13 protein-coding genes and 1 pseudogene are annotated in these 17,757 nt (G+C 64.2%); 12 read left to right on the forward strand and 2 right to left on the reverse strand.

Features of this window, described 5'->3' with window-relative positions:
* Positions 1-5 precede the first annotated feature (5 nt).
* A complete protein-coding gene (locus BCAL_RS01440) occupies positions 6-1,271 on the reverse strand; it encodes a GDSL-type esterase/lipase family protein (RefSeq protein ID WP_052118957.1) in 1,266 nt (421 codons plus the stop codon).
* Between the two features lie 361 nt (positions 1,272-1,632).
* On the opposite strand from BCAL_RS01440, the gene BCAL_RS01445 reads away from it, so the two are divergent.
* The 10 genes and pseudogenes from BCAL_RS01445 (at position 1,633) to BCAL_RS01485 (ending at position 14,242) form a co-directional block, all read left to right on the forward strand.
* Positions 1,633-3,021: a GH1 family beta-glucosidase gene (locus tag BCAL_RS01445; RefSeq protein ID WP_043163931.1), complete on the forward strand. Its 1,389-nt coding sequence runs from the start codon at positions 1,633-1,635 to the stop codon at positions 3,019-3,021.
* A 194-nt stretch (positions 3,022-3,215) separates the two neighbouring features.
* Positions 3,216-4,937, forward strand: a complete 1,722-nt coding sequence (locus BCAL_RS01450; RefSeq protein WP_043163758.1) for an ABC transporter substrate-binding protein — start codon at positions 3,216-3,218, stop codon at positions 4,935-4,937.
* Between the two features lie 19 nt (positions 4,938-4,956).
* Entirely contained in the window at positions 4,957-5,946 is a 990-nt protein-coding gene (locus BCAL_RS01455) for an ABC transporter permease (protein ID WP_043163760.1), read from the forward strand.
* 18 nt (positions 5,947-5,964) lie between these two features.
* Entirely contained in the window at positions 5,965-6,969 is a 1,005-nt protein-coding gene (locus BCAL_RS01460) for an ABC transporter permease (protein ID WP_107043597.1), read from the forward strand.
* Positions 6,966-7,469, forward strand: a pseudogene (locus BCAL_RS13630) (ATP-binding cassette domain-containing protein); the annotation flags it as partial. The gene BCAL_RS01460 and the pseudogene BCAL_RS13630, both read left to right, overlap by 4 nt.
* Before the next feature lie 61 nt (positions 7,470-7,530).
* Positions 7,531-7,890, forward strand: a complete 360-nt coding sequence (locus tag BCAL_RS13635; protein WP_238549591.1) for an ABC transporter ATP-binding protein — start codon at positions 7,531-7,533, stop codon at positions 7,888-7,890.
* 5 nt (positions 7,891-7,895) lie between these two features.
* Positions 7,896-8,720, forward strand: coding sequence for an ABC transporter ATP-binding protein (locus tag BCAL_RS01470; RefSeq protein ID WP_043163762.1), 825 nt, complete (start codon positions 7,896-7,898; stop codon positions 8,718-8,720).
* A gap of 35 nt (positions 8,721-8,755) precedes the next feature.
* Positions 8,756-11,482 (forward strand): glycoside hydrolase family 2 protein, encoded by a 2,727-nt coding sequence (locus BCAL_RS01475; RefSeq protein WP_043163763.1) that lies wholly within the window; start codon positions 8,756-8,758, stop codon positions 11,480-11,482.
* Between the two features lie 276 nt (positions 11,483-11,758).
* Positions 11,759-12,784 (forward strand): LacI family DNA-binding transcriptional regulator, encoded by a 1,026-nt coding sequence (locus BCAL_RS01480; protein ID WP_043163765.1) that lies wholly within the window; start codon positions 11,759-11,761, stop codon positions 12,782-12,784.
* Positions 12,785-13,000: 216 nt separating this feature from the next.
* On the forward strand, positions 13,001-14,242 hold the full coding sequence (locus tag BCAL_RS01485) for an AGE family epimerase/isomerase (protein WP_202961916.1): 1,242 nt from the start codon (positions 13,001-13,003) through the stop codon (positions 14,240-14,242).
* Between the two features lies 1 nt (position 14,243).
* Here the strand turns inward: BCAL_RS01485 and BCAL_RS01490 are convergent, their stop codons facing one another.
* Positions 14,244-15,242: an alpha/beta hydrolase gene (locus BCAL_RS01490; protein WP_043163767.1), complete on the reverse strand. Its 999-nt coding sequence runs from the start codon at positions 15,240-15,242 to the stop codon at positions 14,244-14,246.
* Positions 15,243-15,602: 360 nt separating this feature from the next.
* Between BCAL_RS01490 and BCAL_RS01495 the strand changes: the two genes are divergently transcribed.
* Together BCAL_RS01495 and BCAL_RS01500 are read left to right on the forward strand one after the other, a co-directional pair.
* The gene (locus BCAL_RS01495) at positions 15,603-16,232 is read left to right on the forward strand and encodes a 50S ribosomal protein L25/general stress protein Ctc (protein WP_043163768.1); all 630 of its coding nucleotides are present in this window, start codon (positions 15,603-15,605) and stop codon (positions 16,230-16,232) included.
* Between the two features lie 252 nt (positions 16,233-16,484).
* The gene (locus BCAL_RS01500; RefSeq protein WP_043163769.1) at positions 16,485-17,612 is read left to right on the forward strand and encodes a branched-chain amino acid aminotransferase; all 1,128 of its coding nucleotides are present in this window, start codon (positions 16,485-16,487) and stop codon (positions 17,610-17,612) included.
* Positions 17,613-17,757: the final 145 nt, after the last annotated feature.

Genomic DNA, 17,757 nt, shown 5'->3' on the forward strand with positions numbered 1-17,757 from the left:
TTCGATCAGTCTTGCCACACGTCCTCGCCGAGGGATTCGATGAACGCGGTCAATTCGCGCGCCATCTCCTTATGCTCGGCGACGCGCGGGTGGCCCGGCGTGGCCGAACCGTTACGCGTGAACAGGAAATGATGCGCTACGGCGTGAGAGCCGGCATCGCGCACGGCGCCGATCTCGTCGTTCGTCGTGCCGCCGGCAATGGGTGCATCACTTTCGGTGAACTTGCCGTACGCTGCGCTGACCGGCGCGTCCGGCGCAGCGTTGAACGTGCGCACCGCCTCGTCGATGGCGCGATCCCACGCCGGATCATGCTGCAGCACCGTGGTGAGACACACGATGACGGCCTTCGGATAACGCGCATGCAGCGACTTGAGGAAGTCGACGTAGCGCGTGCGCCAATGCCGCGCGCGTTCGCCGTCGTAATCGGAGGCCATGAAATCGTCGGGATGCGCGTCGTTCTGCCCGATCGCGACGACCACGACGTGTGGCGTGTACCGGGAGAAATCCCACGGCTTCGATTCGCCGAGCGCGGGGTTGTACTGGATGCAGTCCCACGCGCTTTCCTGCCCCACGTAGTCAGGGCCCGCGAACCAGCCGATGCCGTCAAGCAGTGAAATGCCGCCCTGCGAAGTGTCATGCAGCTGCGCGCCGAGATTGCGTGCGGTGATGGCCGCATACGAGTACCACGCGTTGCTGTATCCGCTCAGGTCCGCGGCCGGGTCGAGCTTGCCGACGTACAGGGACGCCTCGTTACGCTCGCCGCAGGACACGGAGTCGCCGAACACTTCGATGCGTCGCGTCGGTTCAGGGGTTGCCGGCGGCAGGATGGTTGCGCCCGCGTCCATCCTGTAGTCGAGCACTTCGAGGTAGTGCATGCCGTCCTGTCGTTTGAACAGTGTCACCTCGTGTTCGATGTCCGGCAGCCGGTCCGCCAGGGTCACTGTAACCGGTCCATACGTTGGCGCGGTGCCGCCTGTGTCGGCCGCGACGTCCGCTTGCGCGGCGTCGTCGGCCTCGACGGCGGTTGCCGGCGCCGAGGCCGCGCCTTCAGCGGTGCTGCTGTTAGGCATGTCGTTCGCGCCGATGAAACCGGAGGGGATGCGTACGGCGGTCTGCACGCCGTCGATGATGACGCCGAGTTTGGTGTCTCCGTAGTTCCAATGGTTGACGACAGTGACGCTGAGCGAGGTTCCGGTGAAGCGGAAGGAGACCTGCGTGTAGGGGTACACCCACACCGGTCGGGTCGGGTCGGTCAGGTCGCTGCGGCCCATGGCACGCAACGCCGGATGATCGGGACTGATGATGGTGCGGTCGCCGTCCCGTGTGACATCCGCATCGGCGGCGGAAGTGGGAACGTCCGTAAAAGCGGTCGTGTCTGGTAGGTGTGACATGGCGATTCGTGGCTCCTCGTTGACTGAATCGATGCGGTTCTAGGTCTTTCTCCGGTTCCTTCGATGCGGCGTGGGCATGAAACGTTTGCGCTCGCAACGCCTTAACCGGTTCATGTTTTTATGATACACTACTGCCGGACGGGCCGACACCCGGCCGTTACCACAGCAATCACATACGCACCTGACGTCAGGCCGATGAAGGCCTCGACGACGCATAACCCCAAGAAAGGACATGGCAATCATGCGATTCCCCGAAGGATTCCGATTCGGCACGGCCACCGCCTCCTACCAGATCGAAGGTGCCGCAAAGGAAGGCGGGCGTACCCCTTCCATCTGGGACACGTTCTCGCACACCCCTGGAAAGACGGTCAACGGCGATACCGGCGACGTGGCCTGCGACTCCTACCATCGCTGGCGTGAGGATATCGCCTTGCTCGCCGATCTCGGCGTCAACTCCTACCGCTTCTCGGTGGCCATGCCGCGCGTACTGCCCACCGAGGGGGGTCCGGTGAACGAGGAGGGCCTCGACTTCTACGAGCGCATCGTCGACGAACTGCTCGCCAAGGGCATCGAACCCACGGTGACGCTCTACCATTGGGACCTACCGCAGTATCTGGGCGACAAAGACGGCTGGCTGAACCGTTCCACCGCCTATAAACTCGCCGATTACGCCGGTGTCGTGGCCCATCGTCTGGGCGACCGCGTGCGGACCTACACCACGCTGAACGAGCCGTGGTGCTCCTCCTACCTGAGCTACGGCGCCACCGAGCATGCGCCCGGCCTGGGGCTCGGTCCGGGCGCCTTCCCCGCCGTGCACCATCTCAACCTTGCGCACGGCCTGATGGCGCAGGCCGTGCGCGCCGAAGTCGGCGACCGTTCGGACGTGTCGGTCACATGCAACCTCCAGCTCAACCGCGGCGACGCCGACGCCGTGCACCGTCTCGACCTCATCGCCAACCGTGTGTGGCTCGATCCGATGCTGCGCGGCTACTACCCGGACGAACTGTTCGCCATCACCAAGGGCATCTGCGATTGGGAGTTCATCAAGGACGGCGATCTGGAGCAGATCCACCAGCCGATCGACGTGCTCGGCGTCAACTACTACAACACCTCGCTGCTCGCGATGAGCGACCGGCCGCAGTTCCCGCAATCCACTGCCGCCTCCACCGCGCCGGGCGCCAGTGATGTGGATTGGCTGCCGACCGAGGGGCCGCACACCGCGATGGGCTGGAACATCGACCCGGACGGACTGTACGACCTGCTGATGCGCGTGCACAACGACTACCCTGAGATGCCGCTGATGGTCACCGAAAACGGCATGGCCTGCGACGATCATCTGGTTTCCGAAGCCGATCCCTCCACGGGCGAGACGGTCAAGGCCGTGCACGACGCCGACCGCATCGACTACCTGCGCCGTCACTTCGAGGCCGCCGGCCGCGCGATGGACGCTGGCGTTGATCTGCGCGGCTATTTCGTGTGGTCGCTGCTCGACAACTTCGAATGGGCGTTCGGCTACACCAAGCGTTTCGGCATCGTCTACATGGACTACGAGACGCTGGAGCGCACCCCGAAGGACAGCTTCAAGTGGTACAGGAAGCTCATCGCCGACCGTGCCATCCCGCAGGCGTAGCGCTTCCTTACGGGATTCCCGAGGAGCGTCGCGGATAAGCGGCTTGGTCCGCATGACAGACGACACGCCGAGTGGCGCAACTTAACCGGTTGAGTTATAGTAAAGGCAACTCAACCGGTTAAGTCACATGATCGGCAAGAGCGGTCGGCGAAGTCGCCGGCATAGAGAGAATCAACCAATCGAAAGGATTGACGATGACGTCGAAAGTGAGGAAAGCCCTGCGCCGAACAATCGCCGCGGTGGCCGCGCTTGCCTCCCTGATGTCCGTCGCGGCCTGCGGCGGGACCTCGTCAAGCACCGCACAGGACGGCACGGTGGTCAGCATCTTCAACGGCACGACGGGTACGTTCAACGAGAACTTCAATCCGTTCTCGCCCACCGCACTCGGCCCCACCCTGGGTGTGATCTACGAGACGCTGTACTGGTACAACTTGGCCACTGACGAGGATCCGACCCCGATGCTCGCCACCGGCTACGAGTGGAACGAGGACGGCTCCGAACTGACCATCACCACCCGTGAGGGCGTCAAGTGGCATGATGGCGAACCGTTCTCCGCTCGGGACGTGGCGTTCACATTCAACCTGATTCACAACACCCCGGCCCTGAACACGAACGGCACCGCATGTACGGCGGAACTGATCGACGACAATCACGTCAAGCTCATCTTCCCGACCAAGAACGCCGATGGCACGCCGTTTGACGAGCCGTTCAAGGGCGCCTACATGCAGGAAGGCGGCATCCTCGGCGGTCAGGCCATCGTGCCCGAGCATATCTGGAAGAATGTCAAGGATCCGATGAACTACACGAACGCCAACCCGATCGGCACGGGCGCGTTCAAGCTCAGCAGGTTCACCAACCAGTCCTACAGTTTCTCTGCGTTCAAGGACTACTGGAACGGTGCCCCGAAGATCGACGGCGTGCGCTACATCGCCTTGAACGACGCCTCCGCCGCCACCAGCACGCTGATGGCCGGACAGGTCGACTGGATGAGCGCCTACATCCCCAGCTACCAGATGCTGCTCAAGAACTACCCGCGCATCTCGGCCGTGAACACGCCGCGACTGACCACCGTGGTCATGACCTGCTCGAACACCGAAGCCGGATGCAAGGGCCCGCAGACCGACACGGCCGTGCGCCAGGCCATGTACTACGGCATGAACCGCACGCAGCTCAACAAGCTCGCCGGCGCCGGCGCGGGCGCCATCGGCTCGCCGACGATGCTCATGCCGGACCGAGACCGTAAATGGATCACCGACAAGAACCTCGTCACCACGCCGGAGACCGAGGATCAGGAGAAGGCCAAGCAGATCCTCGAGGACGCCGGCTGGAAGATGGGTGACGACGGCTACCGCCACAAGGACGGAGTCAAGCTCAGCATGACCATCCAGACCGTGGCCGGCTGGTCCGACTACATTCTGATCAACGACACGTTGAAGCAGCAGATGAAGCCGCTGGGTATCGAGATCATCTCCACGCAGATGGCATGGAACCAGTGGAACGAAAACGAGCAGAAGGGCAACTACCAGCTCTCCCTTGACTCGCTGGGCTTGGGTGTCACCGCCGACCCGTACTACACCTACAACCCGCGCTACAGCTCCCTGCAGATGGCCAAGGTGGGTGAGACCTCCGGCGGCCAGAACTACGCCCGCTACTCGAACCCGAAGGTCGACGATGCCATCGAGGCCGCCGCCGGCACGGAGGACGAGGCCGAGCGCAAGGCGCAGTATGCGATCGTGCAGAAGGAGATCGCGAACGACGTGCCCTACATCCCGGTCTACATCAACTCGATGCTCACCGAATTCAACGACTCCAAGGTGACCGGCTGGCCCACCGAGGACAACATGTACGCGCTGCCCGCAGCTTGGAAGGCGTGGGACATGGGCATCATCCTGCAGCATCTCGAACCGAAGCAGTGACGGCAGTAAGGAACCAATCATGAAATATGTCCTGAGAAAGCTGGGCTTCTACTTGGTGGCCCTGTGGGCGGCACTGACGCTCAACTTCTTCCTGCCGCGCATCATGCCCGGCAACCCGGTCGACCAGATGATCTCCAAGCTCGCGCAGAAGGGCCAGGTCACCCCGGCCACTCGCCACGCTATCGAGCTCATGCTCGGCTCCGACTCCTCGGTGCCGATGTGGCAGCAGTACCTCAACTACTTCGGCAACATCTTCCGCGGCGATCTGGGCGTCTCCGTCACCTACTTCCCGAACTCCGTCTCCTCCGTGATCGGCAGTACCCTGCCGTGGACCGTCGGTCTGGTCGGTATCTCCACCATCCTCGCCTTCCTCATCGGCACGCTGCTTGGCACACTCGCCGGCTGGAAGCGCGGTTCCTGGATCGACAACCTCATCCCGGTGACCACGCTGTTGCAGTCGATCCCGTACTTCTGGCTCGCGTTGATCCTCCTGTACTTCTTCGGCCTGCTCAACCCGATCTTCCCGCTGTTCGGCGGCTACGACGTGTGGAGCGTCACTCCCGGCTGGAGCTGGGAGTTCATCGGCTCGGTCATCAAATACGGCACGCTGCCGGCCATCACCATCGTGCTGTCCTCCGTGGGCGGCTGGATGCTCGGCATGCGCAACATGATGGTCGCCACCCTCTCCGAGGACTACATCCTGACCGCCGAGGCCAAGGGCCTGTCCCGGTTCAAGATCATGACCTCCTACGCGGCGCGCAACGCCATCCTGCCGTCCATCTCCGGCTTCGCGATCTCCCTCGGCTTCGTCGTCGCGGGCTCGATCGTCGCCGAATCCGTGTTCTCCTATCCGGGCATCGGCTTCGCGCTGCTGACCGCCGTGCAGAACAACGACTACGCGCTCATGCAGGGCATCTTCATGATCATCACGGTCTCCGTGCTCGGCGCGAACCTGTTCATGGACCTGATCTACGGCTTCATCGACCCGCGCACCCGGGCCCAGGGCTGAGGAAAGGACTGAAAGACAATGGCTGCAACAACCACCAAAGCCGGCAAGGCCCGCAAATCCCGCGCCGACTCCATGCTTCCCCCGATGACGCCGAAGCTGGCCGTCGGTCTGACGATCGTCGCTCTCATCGCCGCGTTCGCCATCTTCGTGCCGTTCTTCGTGGACGACCCGAACAAGGTCAGCGACATCGGCATGACCGGCCCCAGCGCCGAACACTGGCTCGGCACCACGCAGACCGGACAGGACGTGTTCGCCCAGCTCGCCTACGCCTGCCGTGGCTCCCTGTTCATCGGACTGACCGTCGGCGTGCTCGCCGTGGCCCTCTCCAGCTTCTTCGGCATCCTCGGCGCCTACGTGGGCGGCGCCACCGACGAGGCGTTCTCCCTCCTGTCCAACGTGATGCTCGTCATCCCGGGCCTGCCGCTGATGATCGTCATCGCCAGCTACATGCCCTCCAAGTCGTCCGTGCTCGTCGCCGGCGTGCTCGCCCTGACCTCCTGGGCAGGACCCGCCCGAGTGCTGCGCGGCTACACGATGTCCGTCCGCTCCCGCGACTACGTGCTCGCCGCACGCGTCGCCGGCGAGAAGCCGTGGCGCATCCTGTTCGTCGAGATCTTCCCGAATCTCATCCCGCTGCTCGCCTCCCAGGCCATGAGCGCCATCATCGCCGCCATCCTCGGCGAGGCCGGCCTGTCCTACCTCGGCCTCGGCGCCACCGACTCGTACACCTGGGGCACGATGCTCTACTACGCGCAGAACGGCATGGCGCTGATCCTCGGCGCATGGTGGTGGTTCATCCCGCCGGGACTGTGCATCGCCCTGTTCGGCGCGGCCCTCGCGCTCATCAACTTCTCGGTCGATGAGATCGTCAACCCGAAGCTCAAGGCCGCGACCCGTAGCCAGATCAAGAAGTGGAAGCTCGAGGAGAAGGCCGGCAAAGCCAAGACCGACGCCGAGTTCACCCCGGCTGCCAACGTCAACGGCAACATCATCAACGGTACGAAGGAGGCCGTGGCATCATGACCGAGACGACTGAGATCAAGACCAACGTCATCCCGCCCGTCTACGAAACGGACCCGGTGCTCGAGATCGACGACTTCTGCGTCGAATACCGCGCCGAGAAAACCGTGCAGGCCGTCAAGCACGTGAACCTGCAGCTCGGCCGCGGTGAGGTCCTCGGCCTCGCCGGCGAATCCGGCTGCGGCAAGTCCACGCTTGCCTACGGCGTCAACCGGCTCCTGAAGCCGCCGGCGGTCGTCACCTCCGGCCGTGTGGTCTTCAACTCCCGTGAAGGCTACCCGATCGACGTGCGAGCCCTCGAAGGCGACGACCTGCGCATGTTCCGCTGGGAGAAGATCTCCATGGTCTTCCAGGGCGCGATGAACTCGCTCAACCCGGTCAAGAAGATCAAGGACCAGCTGGGCGACGTGTTCACCACCCACCGTCCGGAAATGAGCAAGAAGGAACGCCTCGACAAGTGCGGCGAACTGCTCGAGCGCGTCGGCGTGGACCGCAACCGCCTCAACGCCTACCCGCACGAGCTGTCCGGCGGCATGCGCCAGCGCGTGATGATCGCGATGGCGCATGGCCCTCGACCCGCAGGTCATGATCATGGACGAGCCCACCACCGCCCTCGACGTCGTGGTCCAGCGCGAGATCCTGCGCGAGATCACCCGTCTCAAGGACGAGTTCGGCTTCGCGGTGATCTTCATCACCCACGACCTGCCGCTGCTGCTGGAGATCTCCGACCGCATCGCCGTGATGCGCAAGGGCGAGATCATCGAACTGAACGACGCGATGAGCCTGTACACCAACCCGCAGCAGGAATACACCGCCAAGCTGCTCTCCAGCTTCCCCTCCCTGATCGGAGACCGAGGTTCGTTCATCCGCACCGGTTCCGAGGACCTCGCCGAAGGTGCCTCGCCGTTCGCCACCAAGGAGTGAGCATCATGACTACGCTGCAACTCAAGGACGTCACCAAGCAGTTCGACCTGCGTTCCGGCCTCAAGACCACGAAGTTCACGGCCGTAAGCCACGCGAACTTCACGCTCGAATCCGGCAAGACCGTGGCGCTGGTCGGCCAGTCCGGCTCCGGCAAGTCCACGATCGCGAAGATGATCCTCGGTCTAGAGATCCCCACCGAAGGACAGATCCTCATCGACGGCAAGCCGGTCGACCATCATGGCCGCAAAGCGGACCACATCTTCCGCAAAACCGTGCAGATGGTCTTCCAGGACCCGTACGCCTCGCTCAACCCGTTCCACACCGTGGAGCACCATATCGCCAGGCCGATGAAGCTGCATCACCCGGGCATGAGCAACGAGGAAGTGCACAAGCGCGTCATCGAACTGCTCGACCGTGTGCGTCTCACCCCCGGCGAGGACTTCGCCAAGCGCCTGCCCAGCGAACTGTCCGGCGGCCAGCGCCAGCGCGTCGCCATCGCCCGCGCGCTCGCCCCGGAGCCGAGCATCCTCATCGCGGACGAGCCGGTCTCCGCGCTCGACGTGTCCATCCGACTCGGCGTGCTCAACCTGCTCGCCCGACTCCAGCGCGAGGAGAACCTCGGCGTGCTGTACATCACGCACGACATGGCCACCGCACGCCACTTCTCCGACGAGATCATGGTGATGCGCCGCGGCGAGATCGTGGAACGCGGCCCCGCCGACGACGTGATCCTCAATCCGAAGAGCGACTATACGAAGACCCTCATCGGCGCCGCGCCCGACCCGGAGCGCCGCCTCAAGGAGCTCGCCGCCGCCCGCGCCGCCCACTGAAACCGCAAACCGTCATCATCATCGCAAGGAACACCATGACGACCATCACCACCCCGCGCACGTTCTCCGCACTCGAGAGCGGATGGACGCTCACCGCGCTCAACCCCGAACTCGCGCCGGAGGAACTGCGCGAACGTCTCACCGCAGGCATCCCCGCCACCGTGCCGGGAGAGGCAACCATCGACCTGTTCCACGCAGGTCTCATCGACGACCCCTTCGACGGCGACAACGAGACCCGGCAGCAGTGGATCGGCGACATCGTCTGGCGATTCACCTGCGAATTCGACTGGCATGACGATGGCAACGCGCGCCACGATCTCGTCGCCTATGGACTCGACACTGTTGCGTACGTCGCACTCAACGGCATCATCGTCGGCGAAACGCGCAACTTCCACCGCACATACCGTTGGGACGCGCGCCCGTACCTGCGCGACGGAGCCAACCGTCTGAGCGTCACGTTCCTGTCGCTTGTGGCAAGCTCCGACGACGCCGAACGCCGTCGCGGCTACTACCCGCATACCGAACACCACGCATTCAACCAGATCCGCAAGCCCAGCTACTCCTTCGGTTGGGACTGGGGCATCGACGTCGCCAATGCCGGCATCTGGCGTCCAATCGGCATCGACTCGTGGAGCGGCGCGCGCATCGCCTCCGTCCGCCCGCTTGTCGACGTCCGTCCGGATGGCACCGGCGTGCTCGACGTTCACGTCGAGGTCGAACGCGCCGGACGCGGCCGCGTGATGACCGTGGCCGACGCGCTGGACCTCAACGGCGTGACCGGCGACGGCCGCGGCGCGCTGCCCGTGACTGTCACCGTCGGCGGCTACGACGTCAACCTCGAAGTGGCCGGAGTCGTCGAGGAAGGACGCGACGAGGCCGTACTCACCGTCGAAATCCCCGAAGTGCGGCGCTGGTGGCCGCGCGGCTACGGCGAGCAGCCGCTGTATGACGTGCACGTGGCGGTCGGCGGCATCGCCACGGAAGCCGAGTGGCACGGCCACGTCGGCTTCCGCACCCTCACCGTCGACACCCGCGCCGACATGACCGGGCGCCCGTTCCGGATCGCCGTCAACGACGTGTCGGTGCACGCGCGCGGCTACAACTGGATCCCCGATTCCGCGTTTCCCTCTCAGGTGGACGACGCGCGCTACCGTCGCGGCATCGCCGACCTCATCGAATCGAACTCGAACATGGTGCGCGTGTGGGGCGGCGGCATCTATGAAGCCGACGAATTCTACGACATGTGCGACCGCGAAGGCATCATGGTCTGGCAGGACTTCATGCTCGCCTGTGCCGCCTACCCGGAAGACGCCGAAACGAAGGCCGAAGTGGAAGCCGAAGCCCGCGAACAGATCGCGCGCCTGAGCTCCCACGTCAGCCTCACCGTGTGGAACGGCTCCAACGAGAACTACGTGGCCTACAGCGAATGGTGGGGCTTCAAGCAGGCCCTGCGCGCCGACGACCTGCCCGCCAACGAGCACGGCTACGGCGAAAAGGGCTGGGGCGACTACTACTACTCCGAACTGTTCCCCGCGTTGCTCGCCGAACTCGACCCGGTCCACGTGTACCTGCCGAGCTCCCCGATGAGCTTCACCCCGTTCACCGACGCCAACAAGGACGTGGACGGCACCATGCACATCTGGGACGTGTGGAACCGTCAGGACTACCGCAAATACCTCGACTACACGCCGCGCTTCGCCGACGAATTCGGCTATCAGGCGCCGCCCGCCTGGAGCACGCTCACCAGCGTGGTCCACGATGAGAAGCTCGACCCGTTCGGCACGCAGATGCTTGTTCACCAGAAAGCGTCCGGAGGCAACGTCAAACTCGCCCGCGGCATGCGCTCGCATCTGACCCCCGGCCGTTTCGACGACGTGAGCTACAACGCCGACGGCACGCGCGACTGGCTCATCCCCACTGACCGTTGGGACGACATCGAGGACTGGCATTGGGCATGCCAGCTGCAGCAGGCACAGGCCATCCGCTTCGGCGTCGAGCACATGCGCTCGCTGGAACCGGTCAACGCCGGCGCGCTGATCTGGCAGATCAACGATGACTGGCCGGTCGTCTCCTGGGCGGCCGTCGACTACAACGGTCACCGCAAACCGCTGTGGTACGCCTCGCGCGACTTCTTCGCGCCGCGCTTCGCCACGATCCAGCCGCGCGTCTCCGCTCAGGCGCAGGCCGACCTGAGCTGGGAAGGCAAGAAAGTCAAGCCGGACACGCTCGCGCTCGTCGTCGTCAACGACACCTGCTCGCCGTGGCATGGCTCGTGGACGGTCGAACGCCGTACGCTCGCCGGCGAGACGCTCGCCTCGCAGACCTTCGACGATGTCACGTTGGAGGAGACGTCATCGGTCACGCTGACGCTCGACGCGTCCGTCGCCGCGTTCCGCGACGCGACGGACGAGATCCTCGTCGCGACGCCCGCCGGTGATGACGGCTTCGCCCGCGTCATCCACAACCCGGCCGAAGTCATCGAACAGAAGCTCGACCGTGCGCCGTTCACGGCGACGGTCGAGGCCGTCGACGAGGGATACACGCTGAAGGTGACGGCGCATGCCTACGCCCGCGACGTGTTCTGCATGGTCGACAAGGTCGATGCGGCCGCGTCGATCGATGGCGGACTGGTGACGCTGCTGCCCGGCGAGACGGTCGTCTGGCATATCGCCTCGGACGGCGTCGACGATCCGCAGGCGTTCACGGCGGACAACGTGCTGCGTTCGGCCAACGATCTCAAACGAGACTGGGCTGCGGCGTGACGGAACTGAACGCCCTCGGCCTCGGTCTGGGTGGAGCAGTGGGCGCGTGGTGCGCCGCATGGATGGCGTAAGGCTAGTATGGAGAACAACTGTACGGGTTCAGTGCTACGGCATGGAACCCGTACGGCGCACCTGAACGGGAATATGCCGGGATGGGATGCGCCTCGCGTAATCGCGCGTAAATCGCGTGTAAATCGCGTGTAATCGGTTCGGATGAATCATACGAACCGGTGTGATACGTGGCAGGGTCCCGGTGCATGAGGAGAGTGGAGAACCATGGCGAAAGGCACCATCACCATCGCTGATGTGGCGAAGGCTTCCGGTGTATCGAAAAGCGCGGTGTCGTACGCGCTGAACGGCAAGCCCGGCGTCTCCGAGGAAACCCGCGACAAGGTGCTCAAATTGGCACGTTCCATGGGGTGGAAGCCGAACAGTGCCGCGAAATCTCTTTCCGATGCCTGCACTAGGTCCATTGGCGTGGTGCTGATGGTGGCCGATGCCGAGGATTTCGGCTCGGGCATGTTCGGCATGGACTGCCTCGCCGGTTTGAGCAAAGCCATGGACCCGCGCGACTATTCCATCGTGCTGCGCATGACCGCGGGCGGCGCCGCGGCTGCCTGCCGCATCTACGAGGATTGGATCGCCTCCGGCAAGGTGGACGCGCATCTCATCATGGGTGTCGAACTTGGAGACCCGCGACTGGCGCTGTTCCGTGAACACCCCGAAGCCAAGGCCCTGTTCATCTCCCAGCGTGAGATCACCAGCGGGCTGCCCACGCTCTACAGTTCCGACGACGAAGGCGCGCGCATGGTCGTTCGATACCTGCACGGTTTGGGCCATCGCAACATCGCGCGCATCGCCGGCCCCGAGGAATACGTGCACACGTTGGCGCGCGACAATGCCACCGCCGATGAATGTTCCAAACTGGGCATGCGCTGCACCACCCTGCATGGCAAGTACATGGCTGAAACTGGCGAACGGCTGTGCAACGCGATTCTGGACTTTGGACACCGTCCCACCGCGATCGTATGCGATACGGATATTACAGCGGTCGGCGCGCTGCATACGGCCTTGGCCCGTGGAATATCCGTGCCGGAGGATCTTTCCATCGTGGCCTGGGATGATTCCGCCGCATGCGTTTCGGCCACGCCCGCGCTCACTGCCCTGCACCGCGATGTCCGAGCGATCGGACTGAAAGCGGGGAAGATGCTGTTGCGCATGATCGACGGGGAGACCGTCGGTGATGAGCCGGAGCCGCCATACCGTCTGGTGGAGCGGGCTTCCACAGGTCCGGTGGCGTAGGGGCGCCTCTGAGGTCATCGATATGGGGACGTCGTGTTGATCGTCACGATCGACTCGTCCGTCTATTCCGTGGCGACGTTCTAGAAACTGAACCGGTAAAGTACGCAATTGCAGGTCCTCGCGCTGGGCGTGACTCTACACTTCGCGCCTTACCTGCCGCTTCTCGACATACTTCGCTATATCTTTCCCAAATCTAGTATGAAAGGCAACATAATCATGTCAATCGCACCTCAATACACGCTCGGCACGCCGGAGAACAAGGTCTGGCTGGACTCCCAGCGCGACTCCCTGATGGCCTTCGGCCACGCGTTCCCCGCCCCGACAGGCGGTTCCTACTGGCTTGGCGACGACGGCACCCCGTGGAAGGACCGCAATCGCGAAACGTGGATCACCTGCCGCATGACCCACGTCTACTCGCTCGCCGCGTTCACCGGACATGACGGCGCCGAGGCGCTTGTGGACGCCGGATTGAAGGGCCTCACGGGTGAGCTCCACGACGACGCCAACGGCGGCTGGTATGCGGCCGTCACCCCGGAAGGCGGCCACATCGGCACCAAGCAGTGCTACGCGCACGCCTTCGTGCTGCTCGCCGCATCCTCCGCCACGCTGCTCGGCCGTCCCGGCGCCGCCGAACTGCTCGCCGACGCGCAGCAGGTGTTCCTCAAGCGATTCTGGGACGACGAAATCGGCCTGTCCGTCGACACGTGGAACGAGGACTTCACCGAGCTTGACCCGTACCGCGGACTCAACGCCAACATGCACTCGGTCGAGGCGTTCCTCGCCGTGGCCGACGTCACCGGCGACGAAACGTGGCGCACGCGCGCCGGTCGCATCATCGATCACGTCATCGGCTGGGCTGAAAACAACGAATGGCGCATCCCCGAGCACTTCCATGAGGACTGGTCGCTGGATCTCGAATGCAACGCCGACAAGAAGGACGATCAGTTCAAGCCGTACGGCGCCACCCCGGGCCACGGCATCGAATGGGCGCGACTCATCACCCAGTACGCGCTGAGCGCCCCCGGCCTCGCCGAGTCGAAGAAGGCGCAGCTGGTCGACGTCGCCGAAAACCTGTTCCGTCGCGCCGTGGCCGATGGTTGGGACGCCGACGGCGCGCCCGGCATCGTCTACACCACCGACTGGAACGGCGTGCCCGTCGTGCACGACCGCATGCACTGGACACTCGCCGAGGCGATCAACACCTCGTCCGTGCTGGCCCGTGTGACCGGCAAGGCGGAATACGCCGACCTGTACTCGACCTTCCTCAAGTACGCCGACGATTGCGTCATCGACCACGTCAACGGTTCCTGGTTCCACCAGCTCGACCGCGCCAACCAGCCGATCGGCACCGTCTGGCCGGGCAAGTCCGACCTGTACCACGCCACCCAGTCGATGATGATCCCGTTGTACGACCCGTCGCTGTCCATCGCCGTCGCCGCCAAGGAGACGCGCGGCTGATCTACAGCCCGAACACCCGTTCCACGAACGCCGTGACCCGGCTCCAATAGAGGTCGGGATCAATGCTCGCGCTCATCGCATGACCCGCGCCGGGCACGAGCAGGCGTTCGCGGTCGGGGCCGGCGCACGCCGCGATGTTGCGGTCGAGGAACCCCGGATCCACGAAGGTGTCCGCGGCGCCGTGGATGAACATCATCGGAATGATCGTGTGCCGCAGCGAGGCGACGCTCGACGCCTCCTTGAATCCGTATCCGGCCCTCCTCCGCGCGATCGCGGACATCGCGGAGACGACCGGCACGCCCATCCAGCGATACGGCAGATGGTACATGTGCTTCGCATTGAACAGGAACTGGTCCCACGCCGACGTGTAGCCGCAGTCCTCGATCGCCGCGACCACGTTGCGCGGCAGCTGCGGCTCGCCGGTGGTCATCATCACCGTCGCGGCCCCCATCGATACACCCTGCAGCAGGATGCGCGCCTCCGGATCGCTTGCGACGATGAGCGTGATCCATCCCATGAGATCGCGACGCTCCAGCCATCCCATGCCGATGTAGCGGCCCTCGCTCCTCTCGTGGCACCGCTGCGCGGGCACGAGCACGGTGAAGCCCATGCGCGCGAAGCGATGCGCATACTTCGCCATCTCCGCCGGGCCTCCGGTGTATCCATGCATGGTGATCGCATACAGATGCGGGGCGGGGGAGGCGCAGTCCGGGTCGAACAGCCATCCGTTGAGCTTCAGGCCATCCTCGCTGCGCAGGCAGACCGGCTGCTTCGCCGTCTCGAACCAACGTGCGGCCTCCGCCTCCTCGGCGGCATCGCGATGCGGCGTCTCGAGATACGGGGCCGCGGCCGGAGCCGACATCAGACGCGCCATCCAATGCGAGTATTTGACGTCCAACGACAGGCGGAACATCAGCTCGGCCGTCGACAGCAATCCTGCGCCAAGGACTCCGGCCGCGACGCCGGACCCGATAAGCGCGTCTCTGGTGATTCGCTTCATCGCAACTCGATTCCCTCGAAGCAACATCAATCCCCTCCAGTCTAGTCGTTACCGGTACCTTGTCCCGTCCCCGGATATACTTGAATGCTGTTGCTTTGGCAGGCCGAGCCGTGAAGCGAACAATCCAGTGGATTGCTCGTAGGCGAGGGGAACGCGGTTTACCGCGTGACCTTGTACCGAGCCAAAGCGTGTTGCTTTGGCGAGGGAGGATGCAGTCCCGCAAGGGATCCGCGTTCTCCGTTATCGACTCGGCGTGAATACCTTCCCTCCTTAGGGGATCGTTCTGCGGCGCGTCGTGGCGTCAAACAAGACAGAACGACAAGTGACACAACACTGTTAACCAACCTAAGGAGTCCAGCAATGGCCAACAAGATCACCCTCAACGGTGAAGTCCGTAACGAGTTCGGCAAGGGCGTTGCCCGCCGTATGCGCGTCGCCAAGCGCATCCCCGCCACCATCTACGCCGGTGGCACCGAGCCGAAGTTCATCACCCTCCCGATGAAGGAGACCACCAACGCCCTGCGCCACACCAACGCCCTGTTCGAGCTGACCTTCGGCGAGGACAAGGCCATGGCCGTCGTCAAGGACGTCCAGCGCAACCCCGTCAAGCGCATCGTCGAACACATCGACTTCTACGAGGTCAAGGCCGGCGAGAAGATCGACGTCGAGGTGCCGGTCTTCGTCGAGGGCACCCCGAAGGGCGCCGCCGTCGCGTTCGTCGACATCCAGGAGCTCAAGGTCCGCGCCGATGTCGCCAACCTGCCGGAGAAGATCGTCATCAACGTCGACGGCCTGGCCGACGGCGCCAAGGTGTTCGCCAAGGACGTCGTCCTGCCGGAGGGCGCCGAGCTGGACATCGAGGATCCGGAGGAGTCCGTCGTCTCCGTCGAGGTTCCGGAGGACGCCACCGAGTCCACCGCCGCTCCGGAGGCCGCTCCGGCCGCCGACGCCGCTGCCGCTCCGGCTGCGGACGCCGCTGCCACCAAGTGATCGATGCCGGAGCGAATCCGGCCGACGACATGACGGACCTCGCGTCCGTCGTGCCACATGAGATCGACATCGAATCGACCCGCGACCTTGAACCGTCGCGGGTCTTTTCATCTCTTTTCAGAATGTGAACCAGACCATATTCTGGATGACGGGATGTGACAAAGTATCCTTCAGCACCGCGTGCCACGAGCGCGCGACCGAATCTTCGCAACGAACACCGCCTCCGGCGGCCTGATACCAAAAGAAGTGAACATGACTGAAAACACGCATCACGATCCTGCGGAACTCGACAAGCTTGCCGAGCCCTTCACCGTACTGCCGAACGAGAACCCCGCATCCGACGCCAAGCGTCAGGAGCTGATCGACAAGCCGGCGTTCGGACAGGTCTTTTCCGACAACATGACCCACATGACCTGGACCAAGGGCGAGGGATGGTCCGATCGTCGCGTCGAGCCGTACGCACCGCTCAAGCTGGACCCGGGCGCCTCCGTGCTGCACTACGCGCAGGAGGTCTTCGAGGGCCTCAAGGCGTACCGCCACGCCGACGGCTCCACTTGGCTGTTCCGCCCGGACGCGAACGCCGAGCGTTTCCAGAACTCCGCCAAGCGCCTCTACCTGCCTGAGCTGTCCATCGACGACTTCCTTGGCTCCGTCGCCGCGCTCGTCAAGCGTGACGTCAACTGGGTGCCGTCCCGTCGCGAATACACGCTGTACATGCGTCCGTTCATGTTCGCCTCCGAACCGTTCCTCGGCGTGCGCGCCCCGCAGGAGGTCGACTACTGCGTGATCGCCTCCCCGTCCGGCCCGTACTTCCCGGGCGGCGTCAAGCCCGTGAGCATCTGGGTCGAGGACAAGTGGTTCCGCACCGGCCCCGGCGGCACCGGCTTCGCCAAGTGCGGCGGCAACTACGCCGCCTCCCTGCTCGGCGAGTACACCGGCATCGACAACGGATGCCAGCAGGTGTGCTTCGTCGACGCCGCCACCAAGACCTACCTTGAGGAGCTCGGCGGCATGAACATGATGGTCGTGCACAAGGACGGCCACGTGGAGACCCCGTCCCTGACCGGCAACATCCTGCCGGGCGTGACCCGTCGCTCCCTGATCCAGCTCATGCAGGACCGCGGCATCGACGTCGTCGAGACCATGATCCCGCTCAAGCAGCTGCTTGAGGACATCAAGTCCGGCGAGGTCACCGAGGTGTTCGCCTGCGGCACCGCCGCCATCATCACCCCGATCGGCCGCTTCAAGTCCAAGGACTTCGACGTGACCGTCGCCGACGGCGAATCCGGCAAGCTCACCGTCGACCTGCGCGACGAGCTGCTCGGCATCCAGCTGGGCGAGCGTGAGGATCCGCACAACTGGATGTGGAAAGTGTGCTGAGATAGCCTAGGTTGCTTGGCTTGGGGACCCCTTGGAATCGCAATGGTTCCAAGGGGTCTTCGTGTATCTGGACAAGGTGCGGAAAACCCTTCCGGGTAAAAGGCGGCGTTGGTCCCTGTGGTGTTGGTCCCCGGCGTCGGCCTCT

It is taken from the genome of Bifidobacterium callitrichos DSM 23973 (assembly GCF_000741175.1).
In the GTDB taxonomy this organism is placed as follows: Bacteria; Actinomycetota; Actinomycetes; order Actinomycetales; family Bifidobacteriaceae; genus Bifidobacterium; species Bifidobacterium callitrichos.